Origin of the sequence: Mycobacterium sp. (assembly GCF_044223235.1) — a bacterium.
GTDB lineage: Bacteria > Actinomycetota > Actinomycetes > Mycobacteriales > Mycobacteriaceae > Mycobacterium.
The window spans coordinates 374,930-389,969 of sequence record NZ_JBGAME010000004.1 but is presented as its reverse complement, the minus strand read 5'-3'; the positions used below and the strand labels follow the sequence as shown (position 1 = coordinate 389,969).

Annotated in this window: 20 protein-coding genes; 2 read left to right on the top strand and 18 right to left on the bottom strand. The window is 68.3% G+C overall.

All coding sequences use genetic code 11. The features are described from left to right. Nucleotides 1-44: 44 nt before the first annotated feature. The 11 genes from rpsQ to rpsJ are packed head-to-tail and all read right to left on the bottom strand — an operon-like array spanning nucleotide 45 to nucleotide 5,486. The gene (gene rpsQ, locus ADBZ6K_RS09465; RefSeq protein WP_526345796.1) at nucleotides 45-350 is read right to left on the bottom strand and encodes a 30S ribosomal protein S17; all 306 of its coding nucleotides are present in this window, start codon (nucleotides 348-350) and stop codon (nucleotides 45-47) included. Beyond that, nucleotides 350-583: a 50S ribosomal protein L29 gene (rpmC, locus tag ADBZ6K_RS09460; protein ID WP_526345794.1), complete on the bottom strand. Its 234-nt coding sequence runs from the start codon at nucleotides 581-583 to the stop codon at nucleotides 350-352. Before rpmC ends, rpsQ begins: the two co-directional genes overlap by 1 nt. Next, entirely contained in the window at nucleotides 583-999 is a 417-nt protein-coding gene (gene rplP, locus ADBZ6K_RS09455) for a 50S ribosomal protein L16 (RefSeq protein WP_526345792.1), read from the bottom strand. Before rplP ends, rpmC begins: the two co-directional genes overlap by 1 nt. 2 nt (nucleotides 1,000-1,001) lie before the next feature. Beyond that, a complete protein-coding gene (rpsC, locus tag ADBZ6K_RS09450) occupies nucleotides 1,002-1,853 on the bottom strand; it encodes a 30S ribosomal protein S3 (protein WP_526345790.1) in 852 nt (283 codons plus the stop codon). Further along, on the bottom strand, nucleotides 1,853-2,350 hold the full coding sequence (gene rplV, locus ADBZ6K_RS09445; RefSeq protein ID WP_526345788.1) for a 50S ribosomal protein L22: 498 nt from the start codon (nucleotides 2,348-2,350) through the stop codon (nucleotides 1,853-1,855). Before rplV ends, rpsC begins: the two co-directional genes overlap by 1 nt. After that, complete coding sequence (gene rpsS, locus ADBZ6K_RS09440) at nucleotides 2,347-2,628, bottom strand: 30S ribosomal protein S19 (protein ID WP_003892827.1); 282 nt, start codon at nucleotides 2,626-2,628, stop codon at nucleotides 2,347-2,349. The genes rplV and rpsS overlap by 4 nt, the downstream gene beginning before the upstream one ends. Before the next feature lie 21 nt (nucleotides 2,629-2,649). Beyond that, nucleotides 2,650-3,489, bottom strand: a complete 840-nt coding sequence (gene rplB, locus ADBZ6K_RS09435; protein WP_526345786.1) for a 50S ribosomal protein L2 — start codon at nucleotides 3,487-3,489, stop codon at nucleotides 2,650-2,652. 44 nt (nucleotides 3,490-3,533) lie between these two features. Then, nucleotides 3,534-3,836 (bottom strand): 50S ribosomal protein L23, encoded by a 303-nt coding sequence (gene rplW / locus ADBZ6K_RS09430; RefSeq protein ID WP_526345784.1) that lies wholly within the window; start codon nucleotides 3,834-3,836, stop codon nucleotides 3,534-3,536. Next, nucleotides 3,836-4,492 (bottom strand): 50S ribosomal protein L4, encoded by a 657-nt coding sequence (gene rplD / locus ADBZ6K_RS09425; protein ID WP_526345782.1) that lies wholly within the window; start codon nucleotides 4,490-4,492, stop codon nucleotides 3,836-3,838. The genes rplW and rplD overlap by 1 nt, the downstream gene beginning before the upstream one ends. Further along, nucleotides 4,492-5,166, bottom strand: a complete 675-nt coding sequence (rplC, locus tag ADBZ6K_RS09420; RefSeq protein ID WP_526345780.1) for a 50S ribosomal protein L3 — start codon at nucleotides 5,164-5,166, stop codon at nucleotides 4,492-4,494. Before rplC ends, rplD begins: the two co-directional genes overlap by 1 nt. Nucleotides 5,167-5,180: 14 nt before the next feature. Further along, nucleotides 5,181-5,486 carry a 30S ribosomal protein S10 gene (gene rpsJ / locus ADBZ6K_RS09415; RefSeq protein ID WP_003883485.1) on the bottom strand — a complete coding sequence of 102 codons (306 nt, stop codon included), beginning with the start codon at nucleotides 5,484-5,486 and terminating at the stop codon, nucleotides 5,181-5,183. A gap of 632 nt (nucleotides 5,487-6,118) precedes the next feature. On the opposite strand from rpsJ, the gene ADBZ6K_RS09410 reads away from it, so the two are divergent. After that, nucleotides 6,119-7,045, top strand: a complete 927-nt coding sequence (locus ADBZ6K_RS09410) for a dioxygenase family protein (protein WP_526345778.1) — start codon at nucleotides 6,119-6,121, stop codon at nucleotides 7,043-7,045. Nucleotides 7,046-7,072: 27 nt separating this feature from the next. On the opposite strand, the gene ADBZ6K_RS09405 is transcribed toward ADBZ6K_RS09410, so the two are convergent. Continuing rightward, entirely contained in the window at nucleotides 7,073-8,692 is a 1,620-nt protein-coding gene (locus ADBZ6K_RS09405) for a carboxylesterase/lipase family protein (RefSeq protein WP_526345776.1), read from the bottom strand. Nucleotides 8,693-8,905: 213 nt separating this feature from the next. Here ADBZ6K_RS09405 and ADBZ6K_RS09400 point away from each other — a divergent pair, with 213 nt between their 5' ends. Next, a complete protein-coding gene (locus ADBZ6K_RS09400; protein WP_526345774.1) occupies nucleotides 8,906-9,646 on the top strand; it encodes an aspartate/glutamate racemase family protein in 741 nt (246 codons plus the stop codon). On the opposite strand, the gene mftG is transcribed toward ADBZ6K_RS09400, so the two are convergent. From mftG to mftA, 6 genes are all read right to left on the bottom strand, one after another. Then, nucleotides 9,566-11,020: a mycofactocin dehydrogenase MftG gene (gene mftG / locus ADBZ6K_RS09395; RefSeq protein WP_526345772.1), complete on the bottom strand. Its 1,455-nt coding sequence runs from the start codon at nucleotides 11,018-11,020 to the stop codon at nucleotides 9,566-9,568. The two genes, ADBZ6K_RS09400 and mftG, sit on opposite strands and share 81 nt — an antisense overlap. A 9-nt stretch (nucleotides 11,021-11,029) precedes the next feature. After that, nucleotides 11,030-12,442 (bottom strand): mycofactocin biosynthesis glycosyltransferase MftF, encoded by a 1,413-nt coding sequence (gene mftF, locus ADBZ6K_RS09390; RefSeq protein ID WP_526345770.1) that lies wholly within the window; start codon nucleotides 12,440-12,442, stop codon nucleotides 11,030-11,032. Then, on the bottom strand, nucleotides 12,439-13,182 hold the full coding sequence (mftE, locus tag ADBZ6K_RS09385) for a mycofactocin biosynthesis peptidyl-dipeptidase MftE (RefSeq protein ID WP_526345881.1): 744 nt from the start codon (nucleotides 13,180-13,182) through the stop codon (nucleotides 12,439-12,441). Before mftE ends, mftF begins: the two co-directional genes overlap by 4 nt. A 131-nt stretch (nucleotides 13,183-13,313) precedes the next feature. Then, nucleotides 13,314-14,510: a pre-mycofactocin synthase MftD gene (gene mftD / locus ADBZ6K_RS09380; RefSeq protein ID WP_526345768.1), complete on the bottom strand. Its 1,197-nt coding sequence runs from the start codon at nucleotides 14,508-14,510 to the stop codon at nucleotides 13,314-13,316. Nucleotides 14,511-14,607: 97 nt separating this feature from the next. Further along, nucleotides 14,608-14,925 carry a mycofactocin biosynthesis chaperone MftB gene (gene mftB, locus ADBZ6K_RS09375; RefSeq protein ID WP_526345766.1) on the bottom strand — a complete coding sequence of 106 codons (318 nt, stop codon included), beginning with the start codon at nucleotides 14,923-14,925 and terminating at the stop codon, nucleotides 14,608-14,610. Between the two features lie 3 nt (nucleotides 14,926-14,928). Continuing rightward, on the bottom strand, nucleotides 14,929-15,033 hold the full coding sequence (gene mftA / locus ADBZ6K_RS09370) for a mycofactocin precursor MftA (protein ID WP_526345764.1): 105 nt from the start codon (nucleotides 15,031-15,033) through the stop codon (nucleotides 14,929-14,931). Between the last annotated feature and the right edge of the window lie 7 nt (nucleotides 15,034-15,040).

Below are 15,040 nucleotides of genomic sequence, written 5' to 3'. Positions count from 1 at the left end.
ACCGTGACGGGGGCTCGGTCGGATCCGGGCGCGGTAGCGCTAGCTCAGCGAGCCTTCTCCAGGATCTCCAGCAGGCGCCAGCGCTTGGTCGCCGACAGCGGGCGGGTCTCCATCAAAGACACACGGTCGCCGATGCCGGCGATGCCGTCCTCGTCGTGAGCCTTGACCTTCTTGGTCGTCCGAATGATCTTGCCGTACAGGGCGTGCTTCACACGGTCCTCGAGCTCGACCACGATCGTCTTCTGCATCTTGTCGGACACGACGTAGCCGATCACCGTCTTGCGACGGCCGCGCGGCTTCTCGGTACGCGGGGTCCGCTTCGGGCCCTTCTCAGTTGTGTTCTCTGACATCACGATTCCTCACCGGTGGGTCCGGAGGCCAGACCCAGTTCACGTTCGCGCAGCACCGTGTAGATGCGTGCGATCTCCTGACGCACCGTGCGGAGCCGACGATTGTTGGCGAGCTGGCCGGTGGCCATCTGGAAGCGCAGGTTGAACAGCTCTTCCTTGGACTCGCGGAGCTTGTCCTTCAGCTCGTCGTCGGTCAGCTCGCGCAGCTCGCCAGGCGTAATTCCCACTGCCATCAGAACTGCTCCTCTCGGGTCACGATGCGTGCCTTGATGGGCAACTTGTGGATCGCGCGGGTCAGTGCCTCCCGTGCGATCTCTTCATTGGGGTAACTCAGCTCGAACAAAACACGTCCGGGCTTGACGTTGGACACCCACCACTCCGGGGAACCCTTACCGGATCCCATCCGGGTTTCGGCGGGCTTCTTGGTCAGCGGGCGGTCGGGGAAGATGTTGATCCACACCTTGCCACCGCGCTTGATATGCCGGTTGATGGCGATACGTGCGGATTCGATCTGCCGGTTGGTGATGTAGGCATGCTCGAGGGCCTGGATGCCGTAATCACCGAAGCTGACGGTGGTGCCGCCGCTCGAGACGCCGCGCTGCCTGGGGTGGTGCTGTTTGCGGTGCTTGACCTTACGCGGAATCAGCATGACTAACTCTCCGTATTCTCTGCGGGCGCAGCCGATTCCTGCGTCTCGGCCGCGGCCGTGTCCTCGGCCCTGCCTGCGTCGTCACCGGAGGCGGCGCGACCCGCTTCCGTGCTCGTGGCGGTGGTGCCCGCCGAGCCGCTGCGGCGCGGCCGGGTGCCCGACGACGGCCGCTCACGGCGCGGCCGGTCGGATCCGGCGGGCGCGGCGGCGGACAGCTCACGCTTGCCACCGACGATGTCGCCCTTGTAGATCCAGACCTTCACGCCGATCCGGCCAAAGGTGGTCTTGGCTTCATAGAGGCCGTAATCGATGTCGGCGCGCAGGGTGTGCAGCGGCACACGGCCCTCGCGGTAGAACTCCGAACGGCTCATCTCGGCCCCGCCGAGGCGACCCGAGCATTGCACCCGGATGCCCTTGACGTTGGGCTGGCGCATGGCCGACTGGATGGCCTTGCGCATCGCGCGGCGGAAAGCCACGCGGTTGCTCAGCTGCTCGGCGACACCCTGGGCCACCAACTGCGCCTGGCTCTCGGGGTTCTTCACCTCGAGGATGTTCAGCTGCACCTGCTTGCCGGTGAGCTTCTCCAGGTCGGCGCGAATGCGGTCGGCCTCGGTGCCGCGACGGCCGATGACGATGCCCGGGCGCGCGGTATGGATATCCACCCGCACCCGGTCACGGGTGCGCTCGATCTCCACGTCGGCGATGCCGGCGCGCTCGAGGCCGGTGGCCAGCAGCTTGCGGATCGCAACGTCTTCCTTGACGTAGTCCTTGTATTGCTTGTCGGCGTACCACCGGGACTTCCAGTCGGTGGTGATGCCGAGCCGGAAGCCGTGGGGGTTGATCTTCTGGCCCACTACTGCGAGCCTCCCTTCGCCTCAGTCGAAGCCTCGGTGGTCGTGGCTGCAGCCTTCTTAGCCGAGGCTGCCTTGCTGGCCGCAGCACGGCGCGACCGCGTGGCGCTGGCCGATGCACCGCCCCGGGAGCCGGCGTCCTTGCGGGGACGGCTCTCGACGATCACGGTGATATGGCTGGTGCGCTTGCGGATCCGGAATGCACGACCCTGGGCGCGCGGCCGGATGCGCTTGGCGGTCGGTCCCTCGTCGGCGTATACCGTGGCGACCACCAGGGTCGCCGGGTCAAGGCCCTCGTTGTTCTGCGCGTTGGCCGCGGCGCTGGCGATCACCTTGGCCACCGGCTCGCTGGCGGCCTGGGGCGCCCAGCGCAGGATGTCGAGCGCCTCGGACACGGACTTTCCACGCACCAGGTCGATCACCCGGCGCGCCTTGGTCGGCGAGACCCGCACGAAACGCGCTTTGGCCGTCGCCGAGGGGTACTCGGTCGTCACGCTCATCGTCTCTTGCTCTTCCGGTCGTCCTTGATGTGACCCTTGAAGGTCCGCGTCGGGGCGAACTCGCCGAGCTTGTGCCCGACCATCGCCTCGGTGACGAACACCGGGACATGCTTGCGACCGTCGTGGACGGCGAAGGTGTGCCCGATGAAGTCGGGGATGATGGTCGACCGACGGGACCAGGTCTTGATGACCTGCTTGGTGTTCTTCTCGTTCTGGACGTCGACCTTCTTGAGCAGATGGTCGTCGACGAACGGGCCCTTCTTCAGGCTGCGTGGCATCGCTGCTTACTCCTCGGCTTCTTACCGGTGCTTCTTGCCGGTGCGCCGGCGTCGGACGATGAGCTTGTCGCTCGGCTTGTTCGGCTTGCGGGTGCGGCCCTCGGGCTTACCCCACGGGCTGACCGGATGGCGGCCGCCGGAGGTCTTGCCCTCGCCACCGCCGTGCGGGTGGTCGACCGGGTTCATCACGACGCCGCGGACGGTGGGGCGCTTGCCCTTCCACCGCATGCGGCCTGCCTTGCCCCAGTTGATGTTGGCCTGTTCGGCGTTGCCGACCTCGCCTACGGTGGCGCGGCAGCGCACGTCGACGCGGCGGATCTCACCGGACGGCATGCGCAGCGAGGCGTAGGCGCCCTCCTTGCCGAGCAGCTGGATGCTGGCACCCGCCGAGCGGGCCAGCTTGGCGCCACCACCGGGCCGCAGTTCCACGGCATGGATCACGGTGCCCGCCGGGATGTTGCGCAGCGGCAGGTTGTTGCCGGGCTTGATGTCGGCGTTGGGCCCCGACTCGACCACGTCGCCCTGCGAAAGTCCCTGCGGCGCCACGATGTAACGCTTCTCGCCGTCGAGAAAGTGCAGCAGCGCGATGTTCGCGGTGCGGTTCGGGTCGTACTCGATGTGTGCGACCTTGGCGTTGACGCCGTCCTTGTCGTTGCGACGGAAGTCGATCACCCGGTAGGCGCGCTTGTGACCGCCGCCCTTGTGCCGAGTGGTGATGCGGCCGTGTGCGTTACGACCGCCGGTGCCGTGCAGCGGACGAACCAGCGACTTCTCCGGAGTCGAGCGAGTGATCTCGGCGAAATCGGAGACGCTGGCACCGCGACGACCGGGGGTCGTCGGCTTGTACTTGCGAATTCCCATGTTTGTCTAGGTCCCTCTAATGCTGTGCCTGCTCGGGCCGCGGCCTAAGCAGGTGCTCCGAACAGGTCGATCGGCTTGCTACCGGGAGCCAGCGTGACGATGGCCCGCTTAGTGTCCTTGCGCTTTCCATAGCCGGCGCGGGTGCGCTTGCGCTTACCCTGCCGGTTGGCCGTGTTCACCGACGCGACCTTGACCTTGAAGATCTTCTCGATCGCGATCTTGATCTGGGTCTTGTTCGAGCCGGGGTGAACGACGAAGGTGTACACGTTGTCCTCGATCAGCCCGTAGGACTTCTCCGAGATGACCGGGGACAGGATGATGTCGCGGGGGTCTGTGACAGTCGCCATCAGGCCTGAACCTCCTGCGTGTCTTTCGTGTTGGCGCTGATGTAGGCATCGAGGGCCTCCACGCTGAACACCACGTCGTCGGCCTTGAGGACGTCGTAGGTGTTGAGCTGGTCGGGCGAGAGCACGTGCACACCGGGCAGGTTGCGCACGCTCTTGGCGCCCGTTTCGTCGGCACGGCCGACGACGATGAGCACCTGCTTGCGCTCGGTCAGACTGGCCAGGAACGACTTCGCATTCTTGGTCGACGGCGTCTGACCCTCGATCAGTTCGGTGACCGCGTGGATGCGTCCGTTGCGGGCCCGATCGGAGAGCGCGCCGCGCAGCGCGGCGGCGATCATCTTCTTCGGGGTCCGCTGGCTGTAGTCACGCGGCTTCGGGCCGTGCACGACGCCGCCGCCGGTGAACTGCGGTGCGCGGGTCGATCCCTGGCGGGCGCGGCCGGTCCCCTTCTGACGGTACGGCTTCTTGCCGCCGCCGGACACCTCGCCACGGGTTTTGGTCGAGTGGGTGCCCTGACGGGCGGCCGCGAGCTGCGCTGTCACCACCTGATGCATCAGGGCGGTGTTGGCCTCGACGTCGAACAGCTCCGCAGGAAGCTCGACCGATCCCTCGGTCGCGCCGCCGGGCGTCTTCACATCAATTGTCAAAGAAGTCATTACTTCTCACCTCGTTTGATGGCGCTGCGAACCACGACCAGCCCGCCGTTGCGGCCCGGGATGGCGCCCTTGATCAACAGCACACCGTTCTCGGCGTCGACCTTGTGCACCAGCAGATTCTGGGTGGTGACGCGATCGTTGCCCATTCGGCCGGACATCCGGGTGCCCTTGAACACCCGGCCCGGGGTGGCGCAGCCGCCGATCGACCCGGGGCGCCGGTGCACTGCCTGGGCGCCGTGGGCCGCACCCTGGCCACGGAAGCCGTGGCGCTTCATGGTGCCTGCGAAACCCTTGCCCTTGCTGGTGCCCGTCACGTCCACGTAGCTGCCGTCCGAGAAGATCTCGGCGGTCAGCTCCTGGCCCACCTCGTACTGCGCCGCCGTCTCGTCGTCGAGCCGCAGCTCGGCCAGGTGCCTGCGCGGGTTGACCCCGGCGGCGGCGTACTGACCGGCGAGCGGCTTGGTGACCTTGCGCGGGCTGATCTCGCCGTAGGCGAGCTGGACGGCGCTGTAGCCATCACGCTCCGCGGTGCGGATGCGGGTGACGACGTTGGGCCCGGCCTTGACGACCGTCACCGGAACGACCTTGTTGTTCTCGTCGAACACCTGTGTCATGCCCAGCTTGGTGCCCAGAATGCCACGGCGCGGAGCGCCGGAATTGCTTGAGCTTGCCATGGTTTCTGGATCTCCTACTGGATGTTCACGTCGACACTGGCCGGCAGATCGATGCGCATCAGGGCGTCAACGGTCTTCGGCGTGGGGTCGAGGATGTCGATCAGGCGCTTGTGAGTGCGCATCTCGAAGTGCTCCCGCGAGTCTTTGTACTTGTGCGGGGACCTGATGACGCAATACACGTTCTTCTCAGTCGGCAGCGGCACTGGGCCAACTACGCTTGCGCCGGTACGGGTGACCGTCTCCACGATCTTGCGTGCCGAGGCGTCAATCGCCTCGTGGTCGTAGGCCTTGAGCCTGATGCGGATCTTCTGTCCCGCCACGCTTCTCCTACCTTCACTGTCATGTCCCACCCGGCGGGTTGCCGGGCGAACGTTGTGCTGGTGCCTCCGGCGCATCTGCGCTCGTCTGCTGCCGCTGTTTACCTGTCTGTGGTTCACCGGCCCCCGCGGTCGGGTGTGTCGCCCGACGCGCCCTGGCCGCGCTGAATAATCTCGTCGCGATCAAGGGGAGGACCGGACGCGCCCGTGCGGACGCCGGTCGTGTGCCGCCGTGCTGGATCCCACTGCGAGAGCGAACCCGGCTCAGGGCAACCCGACTAGTATGCCTTAGATCCGGTCGGGTGCCAAATCCCTGGTCAGCGCCCCGCACATCGCCGCAAGAGCCGTGCCGACGATGCGGCAACCTCGACGCTACCGGCGAGTTAGGGTCAGCGGCTTGTCCGGCCCCACCAAACACGTTCCGCATGTGGCAGCGGCTCGCAGGACGCCCCGGCGGCAGTCGGTTGTTCTCTGCGGCGGCGATGGCGCGCTATCTCGCTCCAGCCGGGATGACGCCCAGATCGCAGTGCCCCGACCCCCGGAGACACAGCTGGCACATATCCCGCTGACAGCATCCCGATAAGCCGTCCGGCAACGATGGCCTCGACACCGATACTGGGGCGCAGGAGGCTTTCATGGATACCCGCCGAGCGATGCCGGCACCGCACGACCACAACCGGGGGCTGGCGTTCGACATCGCGGTGATGTCGCGCCGGCGGGCGCTTGTCGCCCTCGGCGTCGCGGGCGTCTCCACGCTGGCCACGGGGTGTGCCCCACAGCAGTCCGGTTCAGGGTCCCTTGCCGCGACTGATCCAGGGGCCGATCCCGACACCGTTGCCGACACCGCGACGACGGTGGCCAAGGCGCCGCAGGAAACCCAGGGACCGTACCCCGGCGACGGTTCCAACGGGCCGAATGTGCTCATCGAATCCGGTGTGGTTCGCGGCGACATCACCAGTAGCTTCGGCTCCGCCACGGGCGCCGCAGAAGGTGTGCCGACGACGTTGACGATGACGCTGGTGGACCTGGCCGAAGATGGGGCAACAGGTGCGGGCCCGGGTGCAGGAATGGCCGTCTATGTCTGGCACTGCGACCGCGAGGGGCGCTACTCGCTCTACAGCGACGGGGTGACCGACCAGAACTACCTGCGGGGCGTCCAGGTCGCCGGTCCCGACGGCACCGTGACGTTCACGACGGTGTTCCCTGCGTGCTACCCGGGTCGCTGGCCGCACGTCCACTTCGAGGTGTTCGATTCGCTCGAGACCGCGGTGGCCGGTTCGGAGGCCCGGCTCACCTCGCAGATCGCCCTGCCGGAAGAGGCATGTTCGGCCGTCTACGGCGCCGACGACGGCTACTCCGCCAGTGTCTCCAACATGGCGAGGTTGTCGCTGGACACCGACGGCGTCTTCGGCGACGGCTGGACCGCTGAGATGGCCACCGCCACCGGATCGCCGCAGCGCGGGATGAACATCTCGATCACCATCGGCGTCGCGGACAAGGCGGAGAACGTCGCCGCCGATCCCGGTCCAGGCGGACCCCCGCCCGGACCACCGCCGCGCTGACCCCGACCGCGTTCTACCGGCCGCGGCTCAGCGATGCAGCCCGGCCCAGAACAGGCACTGGTGCACCTGTTCGAAGTCACGGGTCACGCGGCTGCCGCCCGGCCCGAACGACATCCGCTCGCCTGCGTCGCGGTCCCGCAGGGCCGGCCACGCAGGCTGCCCGCGGACGTCGGGCGCTCCGGTGCCGACGAACCGGGTCCAATAGGCGATCATCTGGTCGGAGAGGGCCCGTTGCGCCGGATTCAGCGGCGGAGCACCGCCGATGTCGAACAGGTAGCGCAGTTCCAGCGAGTGGCTGGCACCGACCGGGAACGGCAGCTGGCGAAGCGCTGCGGGGGCGGGGGCGTCGCGGTCGTTGAACTCGTAGGCGTAGACGGATTCGATAGAGGCCAGGTCGTCGGCCATCCGATCGGTCTGGCAGGCGAACACGCCGTCGGTGACCGCGGCCGAGTACGCAAGCGGCACGCCACCGAAGCGGTCGATCGGATAACGCTCGCCGACGGCAACCGCGTCGCCGCCGAACGCGTCGGCGAGCAGTTGCGGGTATTCCGAGGCGGGGAACCGGTCGCCGTCGCGTAGATAGCGCAGCGCGGCGAACAACGTGAACTCGTCGCGCGTGGTGCCGATCAGCACCGGCACCCGAGTCGCCTCCCCACCCGCGAACGCATCCACCGGGTTCACCGGCAGCACCGCCGACCCGGTGACCGGCCCGGTCAACTTGTTCGCACCGATGCCGGTGTACCACACCGGGTTTCGCAGCTTGTCCACCGGCAGCGCGCGCAGGCACTGCGCGGCTGCGGCCGGGTCCGCGCAACCGAGTTGGGCCGCATAGTCAAGGCTGCGCCGCTGCGCCGTCGGCAGATCGGCCTGGGCCTGGCAGGGTGCACTCTGGATGATGGCCGCCCGGAACAGACCCACCGAATCCGGCGCGACGAGATGATCACACACCGACATCCCGCCTGCCGATTCCCCGGCGATGGTGACCTTGGCGGGGTCGCCGCCGAAACCGGCGATGTTGTCCCTGACCCAGCGCAGGGCGGCCTGCTGGTCTTCCAGCCCGTAATTGCCGACCCGGCCCGCCGGGCCGAGCGCGGGGTGGGCGAGGAATCCGAGGGTGCCCAGCCGGTAGTTGATCGTCACGACGATGACGTCCCCCCGCGCAGCCAGCCACCGGGCGTCATAGATGCCGCCGCTGCCGTTGACGAATGCGCCGCCGTGGATCCACACCACCACGGGACGGCGTTCGTTCGACCGCGACGGCGTCCACACGTTGAGGGTCAGGCAGTCCTCCGAGGAGTGTCTGCCCCGCTCCATATCGCCGGCGGGGTCCTGAATGCAGCGGGGTCCCGCCCGGCTGGAGTCCCGAACACCCGGCCACACCGGGGCCGGAGCGGGCGGCTGCCACCGCAGCGGACCCACCGGCGGTGCGGCGTAGGGAATGCCTGCGAACATGCGGTGATCGGCCGCGACGACGCCGCGCAGCGATCCCGACGCCGTCTGCACCACCGCCGGATCGCCGGTCGGCACCGGTTCGGCCGCCTCCACGACCCGGTCGCCGCACCCGGCGACGGCCACACTGACCACCACGGCGGCGAGAGCCCCGGCTCGGACCCGCCGGCCGAGCCGTCGAAGCGATGTGGCCGGCACGGATACCGAGCGTACTGAAGGTCGCGGCGGCCCGGCGTCACGCGCAGCCCGCCGTCACGCGGGCAGGAGAATATATCGGCGCGGCAACCGCCCCGAAACCTGTCCCCATTAGGGTGAGGGAGTGACTCAGCGCCGCCATATCCAGGGATGCAAACCCCAGGAAACACCGGAAAACGTTGGCGCCCAATATGTTACCGCCGTCTGGTCGGCTCCGTGCGACTGCTGCTAGTCAACCCGAACACGACGGCCTCGATGACCGCCGCGATCGCGACGAGCGCGGCAGACGCGGCCCGGGCCGGCACGGTGGTCGAGGCGATCAATCCCGCATCGGGGCCGGCCAGCATCGAGAACGACGACGACGAACGCCGGTGTGTGCCCGCCCTGCTCGACGTGCTGCGCACCGCACGGCAGCGACCGCCCGAGACCCGTCCCGACGCGTATGTGATCGCCTGCTTCGGCGATCCCGGCCTGGACCAGGCCAGAGCGGTCCTCGACGCCCCCGTGCTCGGTATCGCGCAGGCCGCGATGCACGCGGCCGCACTAGGGGCCGGCAGTTTCTCCGTGGTCACCTCGATGTCGGCCACGGTGCCCCGGGGTTGGGAACTGGCCAAGACCTACACCCCGACGGCCTGCCGCGGCGTCTACGCCTGCGACATCCCGGTGCTGCGCATCGACTCCGACCCCGCCACGATCGAACCGATCGGCGACCTGTGTGCCGCTGCTCTGCAGCGTGACGGGAGCCGGGCGATCGTCCTGGGCTGCGCGGCGATGGCGCGCTTCGCGGTGCCGCTCAGCCTGCGCCTCGGGGTTCCGGTGATCGACGGCGTGGTGGCCGCGACCCGGCTGGCCGAGGCACTCACCGACCTGGTTGCGTCACGCGGCGATGAACTCGGCGGCGCGGTGGCCGATCATCGCGATGGTGGCGTGCGGACCCCGGCTGGTGGCCTTGGGTAGCACGGATCCGTCCACCACCCAGAGGCGCTCGACACCGCGCACCCGGCAGCGGGGGTCCAGCACGGCGTTCTCATCTCCCTCGGCGCCCATCGGTGCGGTACCGCCCAGATGCTGGGAGGTGGACCACGACGGTGCACCGACCTTCGCTGCCCCGACCTTCGCTGCCCCGCCGAGCAGTTCGCGGACCAGCTCGGCCCCGTCCTGCAGCGCCGCCACGTCGGCGGGCTCGCTGTCGTAACGGTGCTCGATGATCGGGGCGGCACCGGGGTCCGTGGACGCCAGCGTGACACGTCCGCGCGCCAGTGGCCGCATCAGCGTGACACCGATGTGGGGGCGGTCGGCGGGGTCAGGAACCGCACGGCCCGGGCCGTGTACCAGCGCGGCGAACCCGGCCGTGTAGGGCCTGATCTCGATACCGCCCGTCACCAACACGGCCTCCAGCGGCGGAAGGTCGTGGGTCGGCGTCGACGCCACGGGCAGGACCCACTCGGGATGGTCCACCGACAGCTGCCCCACCGGCAGCCCGGCCAGCACCGGTATGCCCAGCGGTTCGAGCACCGCAGCCGGACCAACACCGGACAGCATCAGTAGCTGTGCGGTTCCGATCGCCCCCGCACACAGCACAATCCTGTCGGCGCTCAGATACTCAGGTCCGGCGGGACCGCTGCACTCGACACCTGCCGCCCTTCCGTCGACGATCCGCAGCCGCAGCACGCGGGTGTCGGGAACGAGCGCCAGGTTGGGCCGGTTGCGTGCGGGCCGCAGGAAGGCACCGCCCGGCCCGAGCCGGGTGCCGCGATGGATGTTCAGGGGCACCGCGCCGATCCCGGGGGGCAGCGGGACGCCGGCGTCGCTCCCGTTGAGGTCCTCGATCCACCGATAGCCGGCCTTCAGCGCGGCGGTCACGAAATCGGCTGTGCAGCCGTCGAATTCCCTGACCCGGCGAACGACGATCGGGCCGTCAGAGCCGTGCAGCGGTCCGGCGAAGTCGAGATCGGACTCCATCGCCCGGAAGTGGGGAAGCACATCGGCCCACGTCCAGCCCGGAACACCCCAGCCGTCGAAGTCGGCGGGCAGTCCGCGGCAGAAATAACCACCGTTGACCGCCCCGGAACCGCCGACGACGGCGCCCCGGCTGATTTGGGTTTCCCGCCGCGGGGAATCGGTCAATGTCGTCCGGTAGTGCCGCACGACGGAGCTGGCGGTGCCGATCGGAAGTCGCAGGCCGTCTGTGATCTGCGCACGTACCCGCGGATCGGACGGTGCCGGTCCCGCCTCGACGACCGTGACGTGGCAGGCAGGATCCTCGGACAGCCGCGCTGCCAGGATCGATCCGGCACTTCCGGCGCCGACGATCAGCACATCGCTATGCAAGATGCCGCTTCAGGTGCGGATTTGCGGTTTGAGGGCACCCAGGTGACGCTCGCGCACCACACCGGTCCACAGACCGGTGCCGTACGCGATGTCGTCGAGACGCTTGAGCACCAGGTACGGCAACAACCCGACCGGCTTGGTGTCGTCGTCCACATTGCCGCGCCGGGTCAGCCAGTCCACCACCCCGTCGACCACCGCGGCCACCAGCACCGTTTGCCGACAGCGTTGGGACAACGTCGCGGCGATCAGCGCGACCGGCCAGTAGTGCCTGCAGATGGCAGACGCCAATTGCAACGCCGCCGACCAGAGTCCGAGGCCAGCCACCACAGCGACCTCCACGGGGGCGGTCTGCACGGGACGCAGGGTGTTCGCGATGCGCCGCCCGGTGATCGCCGCGACCCCCACCGAGGCCACGTATCCCAGGCCCGAACCCATCGCGAGCAGCACCCACACCACCAGGGTCCAGCCCGAGATCACCAGCGGGGCGGTCTTGCCGGGATGACGCGTGGCCAGGGGCGCGGCGGACTCCCCGTAGAACGCCTTGCGGGCGAACCAATCCCGCAGCCGGGTGCGATGATCGTGGGCGACAATGGCGATCGGCTCATAACGGAGTCTGGCCCCGACTTCCACGAAACGCCAGCACAGGTCGACATCCTCGCCGCAGTTCATGCTCTCGTCGAACCCGCCGACCCCCTCCAGGGCGCTGCGCCTGCAGATGATCGCGGCACTGGGCACGTAGGACACCGTGCCGTAGGGCACCACCGGCGCCTCGCGCAGTCCGAGGTCGAGCGAGGAGCGAACGGCCTCATAGCGTGCCACCAGGTTGTCGGCCGTCTGCAGACCCACGATCCGCGGCGCCACCAGGGCCACCGCAGGATCGCAGAAGTGCCCGAGCAATGCCTCCAACCAGCCCCGGCGCGGAACGACGTCGGAGTCGAGGAAAGCCACGAAATCGGTGGAACACGCGGCCAGACCGGCGTTTCGCGCCGCTGCCGGACCCTTGCTGATCGGATGTCGCAGCACCTGCACGTGGCCGATTGTCGTGTCGAAGTCGGCTTGGCGCACCGGAACGGCAGAGCCGTCGTCCACCACGATCACCTGCAGCCCGCGCAACGCCGCCACCAGGCGACGAAGTCCAGAAGCATTGTCACGCACCGGGATAACGACGGTGACATCGCGATGCGATGGCCCGCTGGGCGGCCGAGGGTGGGCCACCGTCGCATCGAGCAGGGTGCGCGCGAGCTGCGCGCTTGCGGTGTCGCGTACTTCGAGCCTACCGCCGTTGAGCATGTTCTGCGCCAACGGCGCCAGCCGCAACAACCGGGTCGGCGTGCCACCGAGCAGGGCGGAGCCGTCGCCGAGAACCCTGACCCTGCGATCGACCTGCACCACGAAGCCGTCGGGCAGTCGCGGCCCCGTCACGTCAGCATCCCGCTGCGGTCCGGCTCCCAGCGCAGTATGCGGTCGGCACACCCGTCGACCATATCGGCAAATATCTGCGCGCCGTCATCGGCTGTCGCTGTGGTCGGATCGCCCAGCACGCCCACCTCGCTCACCGCGGCGACTCCGCCGCGACGCAAACTGGGCAGCAGTTCGGAGAGGGGCGCGGTGTTTCCCGTCGCACATTCGTCGGAGCGAACATCGGCCGGTGAAATATGCAGCAGTACGGACGTTTCGGTATGCCCCGCGTGGGCATCCGCATTCCGGACGCCGCACGACGACCACGCGACGTCGCGCCCCTCATATCTAAGCAAAGCCGCTGCCGCCCCCAGTGCCTCCACGTTGCCACCATGCCCGTTAACGAAGACGAGCCGTGACGCCCAATTGGACGCGGACCTACCGTACTCGACCAGCAAAAGGCGCAAGGCGGCGGTGCCGATCGACACGGTGCCTGGGAATCCCTCGTGTTCGCCACTGGCGCCATACCCGATCGGCGGTGCGATGACCCAGTCCGAATCCCCCCGCTGCGCCAGCCGCCGGACCACGGCATCGGCAACGGCCGAGGCGATGCGGGTGTCGGTGTCGAGAGGCAGATGCGGCCCGTGCTGTTCGGTAGAACCGACCGGCACCACCAACCCGGGCGAGATGCCTTGCAGCTGTCTCGACGTCGAGTTCGCTAGCCCGTTGGGGAGAGCCACCCGGAAATGGTAGGCCGAATTCACCTGGTGTGCCGCGGTTGTTGGGGCATCGGTCACCGGAGTTGCTTCGGCGCCGGGAAATTGCCGCGGCACGCGATCACGTGTGCCTCCCCCGCCACCCCCGTCACAGGGATCGCCGGTAAAACTGCCTGGTTTCAAACATCCACCGCGGCCGGGCTGCCGAGCACACGGGCGAAGCCTGGTGGAATCACGACATCGTCCAGTGTCAGATTGTGGATCGACGATTTTCCGATGCCCATCAATGCGGAGTCGATACCGGCCCGCAGGATGTCGAGGACGTTTTCGACGCCGGCCTGGCCGTTGGCCGCCAGCCCCCACAGATATGCGCGTCCGATCATCACCGCCCGTGCCCCGAGCGCGACGGCCTTGACCACGTCGCTGCCGCGGCGAACCCCGCTGTCGAGCAAAACCTCCACCTGGTCACCCACCGCGTCGGCGATCGCGGGCAAACATCGGATCGCCGCAGGCGTGCCGTCCAAATTGTTCCCGCCGTGATTGGACACCGTGATCGCCGAAACACCCGCGTCCACAGCACGTTTCGCGTCGTCGACGCGGACCATACCTTTGAGCATGAACGGCCCGCCCCACTCCTGTCGCAGCCAGGCGATGTCCCGCCAGGTGGGCGGGGGCGTGGCCATCCATTCGCGATAGGCCTGAAAGAACCCGGGGCCGGGATCACCCCGGTTCCCTGCCTCGTTGGGCACCCGCAGATCCGGTGGCCGCAAGAGCCTGCCGAACCGGTAGAGCCAACCCGGCCGCACGAGCACCTCCGGCGACATCCGCACCATGGTGCGCAGATCCACCCGCTCAGGGATTCGCGGGCTACCCCAGTCCCGGCCCTCCGAGAAGCTCCAGTCGGTGGTGGCGATCATGCCGACCGCGCCTGCGTCCTTGGCGCGCTGCACCCGCTGAGCGATCGCATCGCGGTCGCCCGACCAGTAGATCTGGAAAAAGATCTTGTCGTTGACGGCCACCACCTCCTCGACCGGTTTGCTGGCGAAGGAGGACAGGCCCATCGCCGTGCCGCGCGCGGCGGCGGCACGGGCAACCGCCACCTCGCCGTCCGGATCGACCGCCTGCACACCGGTCGGCGAGATGATCACCGGAAGGGAAATTGCCTGACCCATCACGGTTGTCGACAGATCCCGCGTATCGTGCGCCCCGACAACGTGCGGGGCGAAGCCGAGTTCGTCGAACGCTTTGACGTTGTCGGTGACGCTCAGACCCTTCTCACTGGCTGCGATCAGCGACGAGTACACCGACCTGGGCAACCGTTTCTCCGCGCGCTTCTGGGCCGCCGCCACCGTCTCGAACCATCCGCCGCGCGCCACGGCTAGCCCGGCCCTTCCGGCGAGCGGCCATCGGACAAATGCACTGTCGAACAGTGCATTCGCCGCACAGAGCGGTTCGCGAACGGTGTCAGGTCCGTCATGCGTCGCGCACCTGAGGCGGCGCTGCGGGAACGATCATGTTCGAAGTGGCGAGCACGCCGAGCGCGTGCAGGTACGGGCCCTGCCGATCGTCGTCGATGCCCGCCGCCCGGCAGGCGGAACGCGCGTCGGGATGCGCGTCGAGCGACGTGACGACGTCGACGACCGTCCGGTCCTTCAGGAAGGACAGCTTGCGGGTGCCGAAGTGGTACAGCAGCGCGCCGAACGGCTCGGGCCGAACGGCCACCTGCGGATGCAGACGCCAGCTGCTGTCGGGATCGAAGGCGCCGGGCGGCGCGGGGGATGCGCCGGGCATCCGTCAGTAAACCCCGCACATCCCGTCGATCGATACCTCTTCCACCAGTGACTCGGTGACCAGCACGGTTTCGGCTGCCTCCGCGGTGGTGGACTGATCCGGTTCCATGGGCACA

What these genes read in the sequence shown, in the direction of transcription:
- ADBZ6K_RS09410 (WP_526345778.1), top strand. Translation starts at nt 6,119, where the DNA reads ATGGATACCCGCCGAGCGATGCCGGCACCGCACGACCACAACCGGGGG.
- mftA (WP_526345764.1), bottom strand. Translation starts at nt 15,033, where the DNA reads ATGGAACCGGATCAGTCCACCACCGCGGAGGCAGCCGAAACCGTGCTG.
- rpmC (WP_526345794.1), bottom strand. Translation starts at nt 583, where the DNA reads ATGGCAGTGGGAATTACGCCTGGCGAGCTGCGCGAGCTGACCGACGAC.
- rplV (WP_526345788.1), bottom strand. Translation starts at nt 2,350, where the DNA reads ATGAGCGTGACGACCGAGTACCCCTCGGCGACGGCCAAAGCGCGTTTC.
- rplD (WP_526345782.1), bottom strand. Translation starts at nt 4,492, where the DNA reads ATGACTTCTTTGACAATTGATGTGAAGACGCCCGGCGGCGCGACCGAG.
- rpsS (WP_003892827.1), bottom strand. Translation starts at nt 2,628, where the DNA reads ATGCCACGCAGCCTGAAGAAGGGCCCGTTCGTCGACGACCATCTGCTC.
- rplB (WP_526345786.1), bottom strand. Translation starts at nt 3,489, where the DNA reads ATGGGAATTCGCAAGTACAAGCCGACGACCCCCGGTCGTCGCGGTGCC.
- rplP (WP_526345792.1), bottom strand. Translation starts at nt 999, where the DNA reads ATGCTGATTCCGCGTAAGGTCAAGCACCGCAAACAGCACCACCCCAGG.
- mftB (WP_526345766.1), bottom strand. Translation starts at nt 14,925, where the DNA reads ATGCCCGGCGCATCCCCCGCGCCGCCCGGCGCCTTCGATCCCGACAGC.
- rplC (WP_526345780.1), bottom strand. Translation starts at nt 5,166, where the DNA reads ATGGCAAGCTCAAGCAATTCCGGCGCTCCGCGCCGTGGCATTCTGGGC.
- rplW (WP_526345784.1), bottom strand. Translation starts at nt 3,836, where the DNA reads ATGGCGACTGTCACAGACCCCCGCGACATCATCCTGTCCCCGGTCATC.
- rpsQ (WP_526345796.1), bottom strand. Translation starts at nt 350, where the DNA reads ATGTCAGAGAACACAACTGAGAAGGGCCCGAAGCGGACCCCGCGTACC.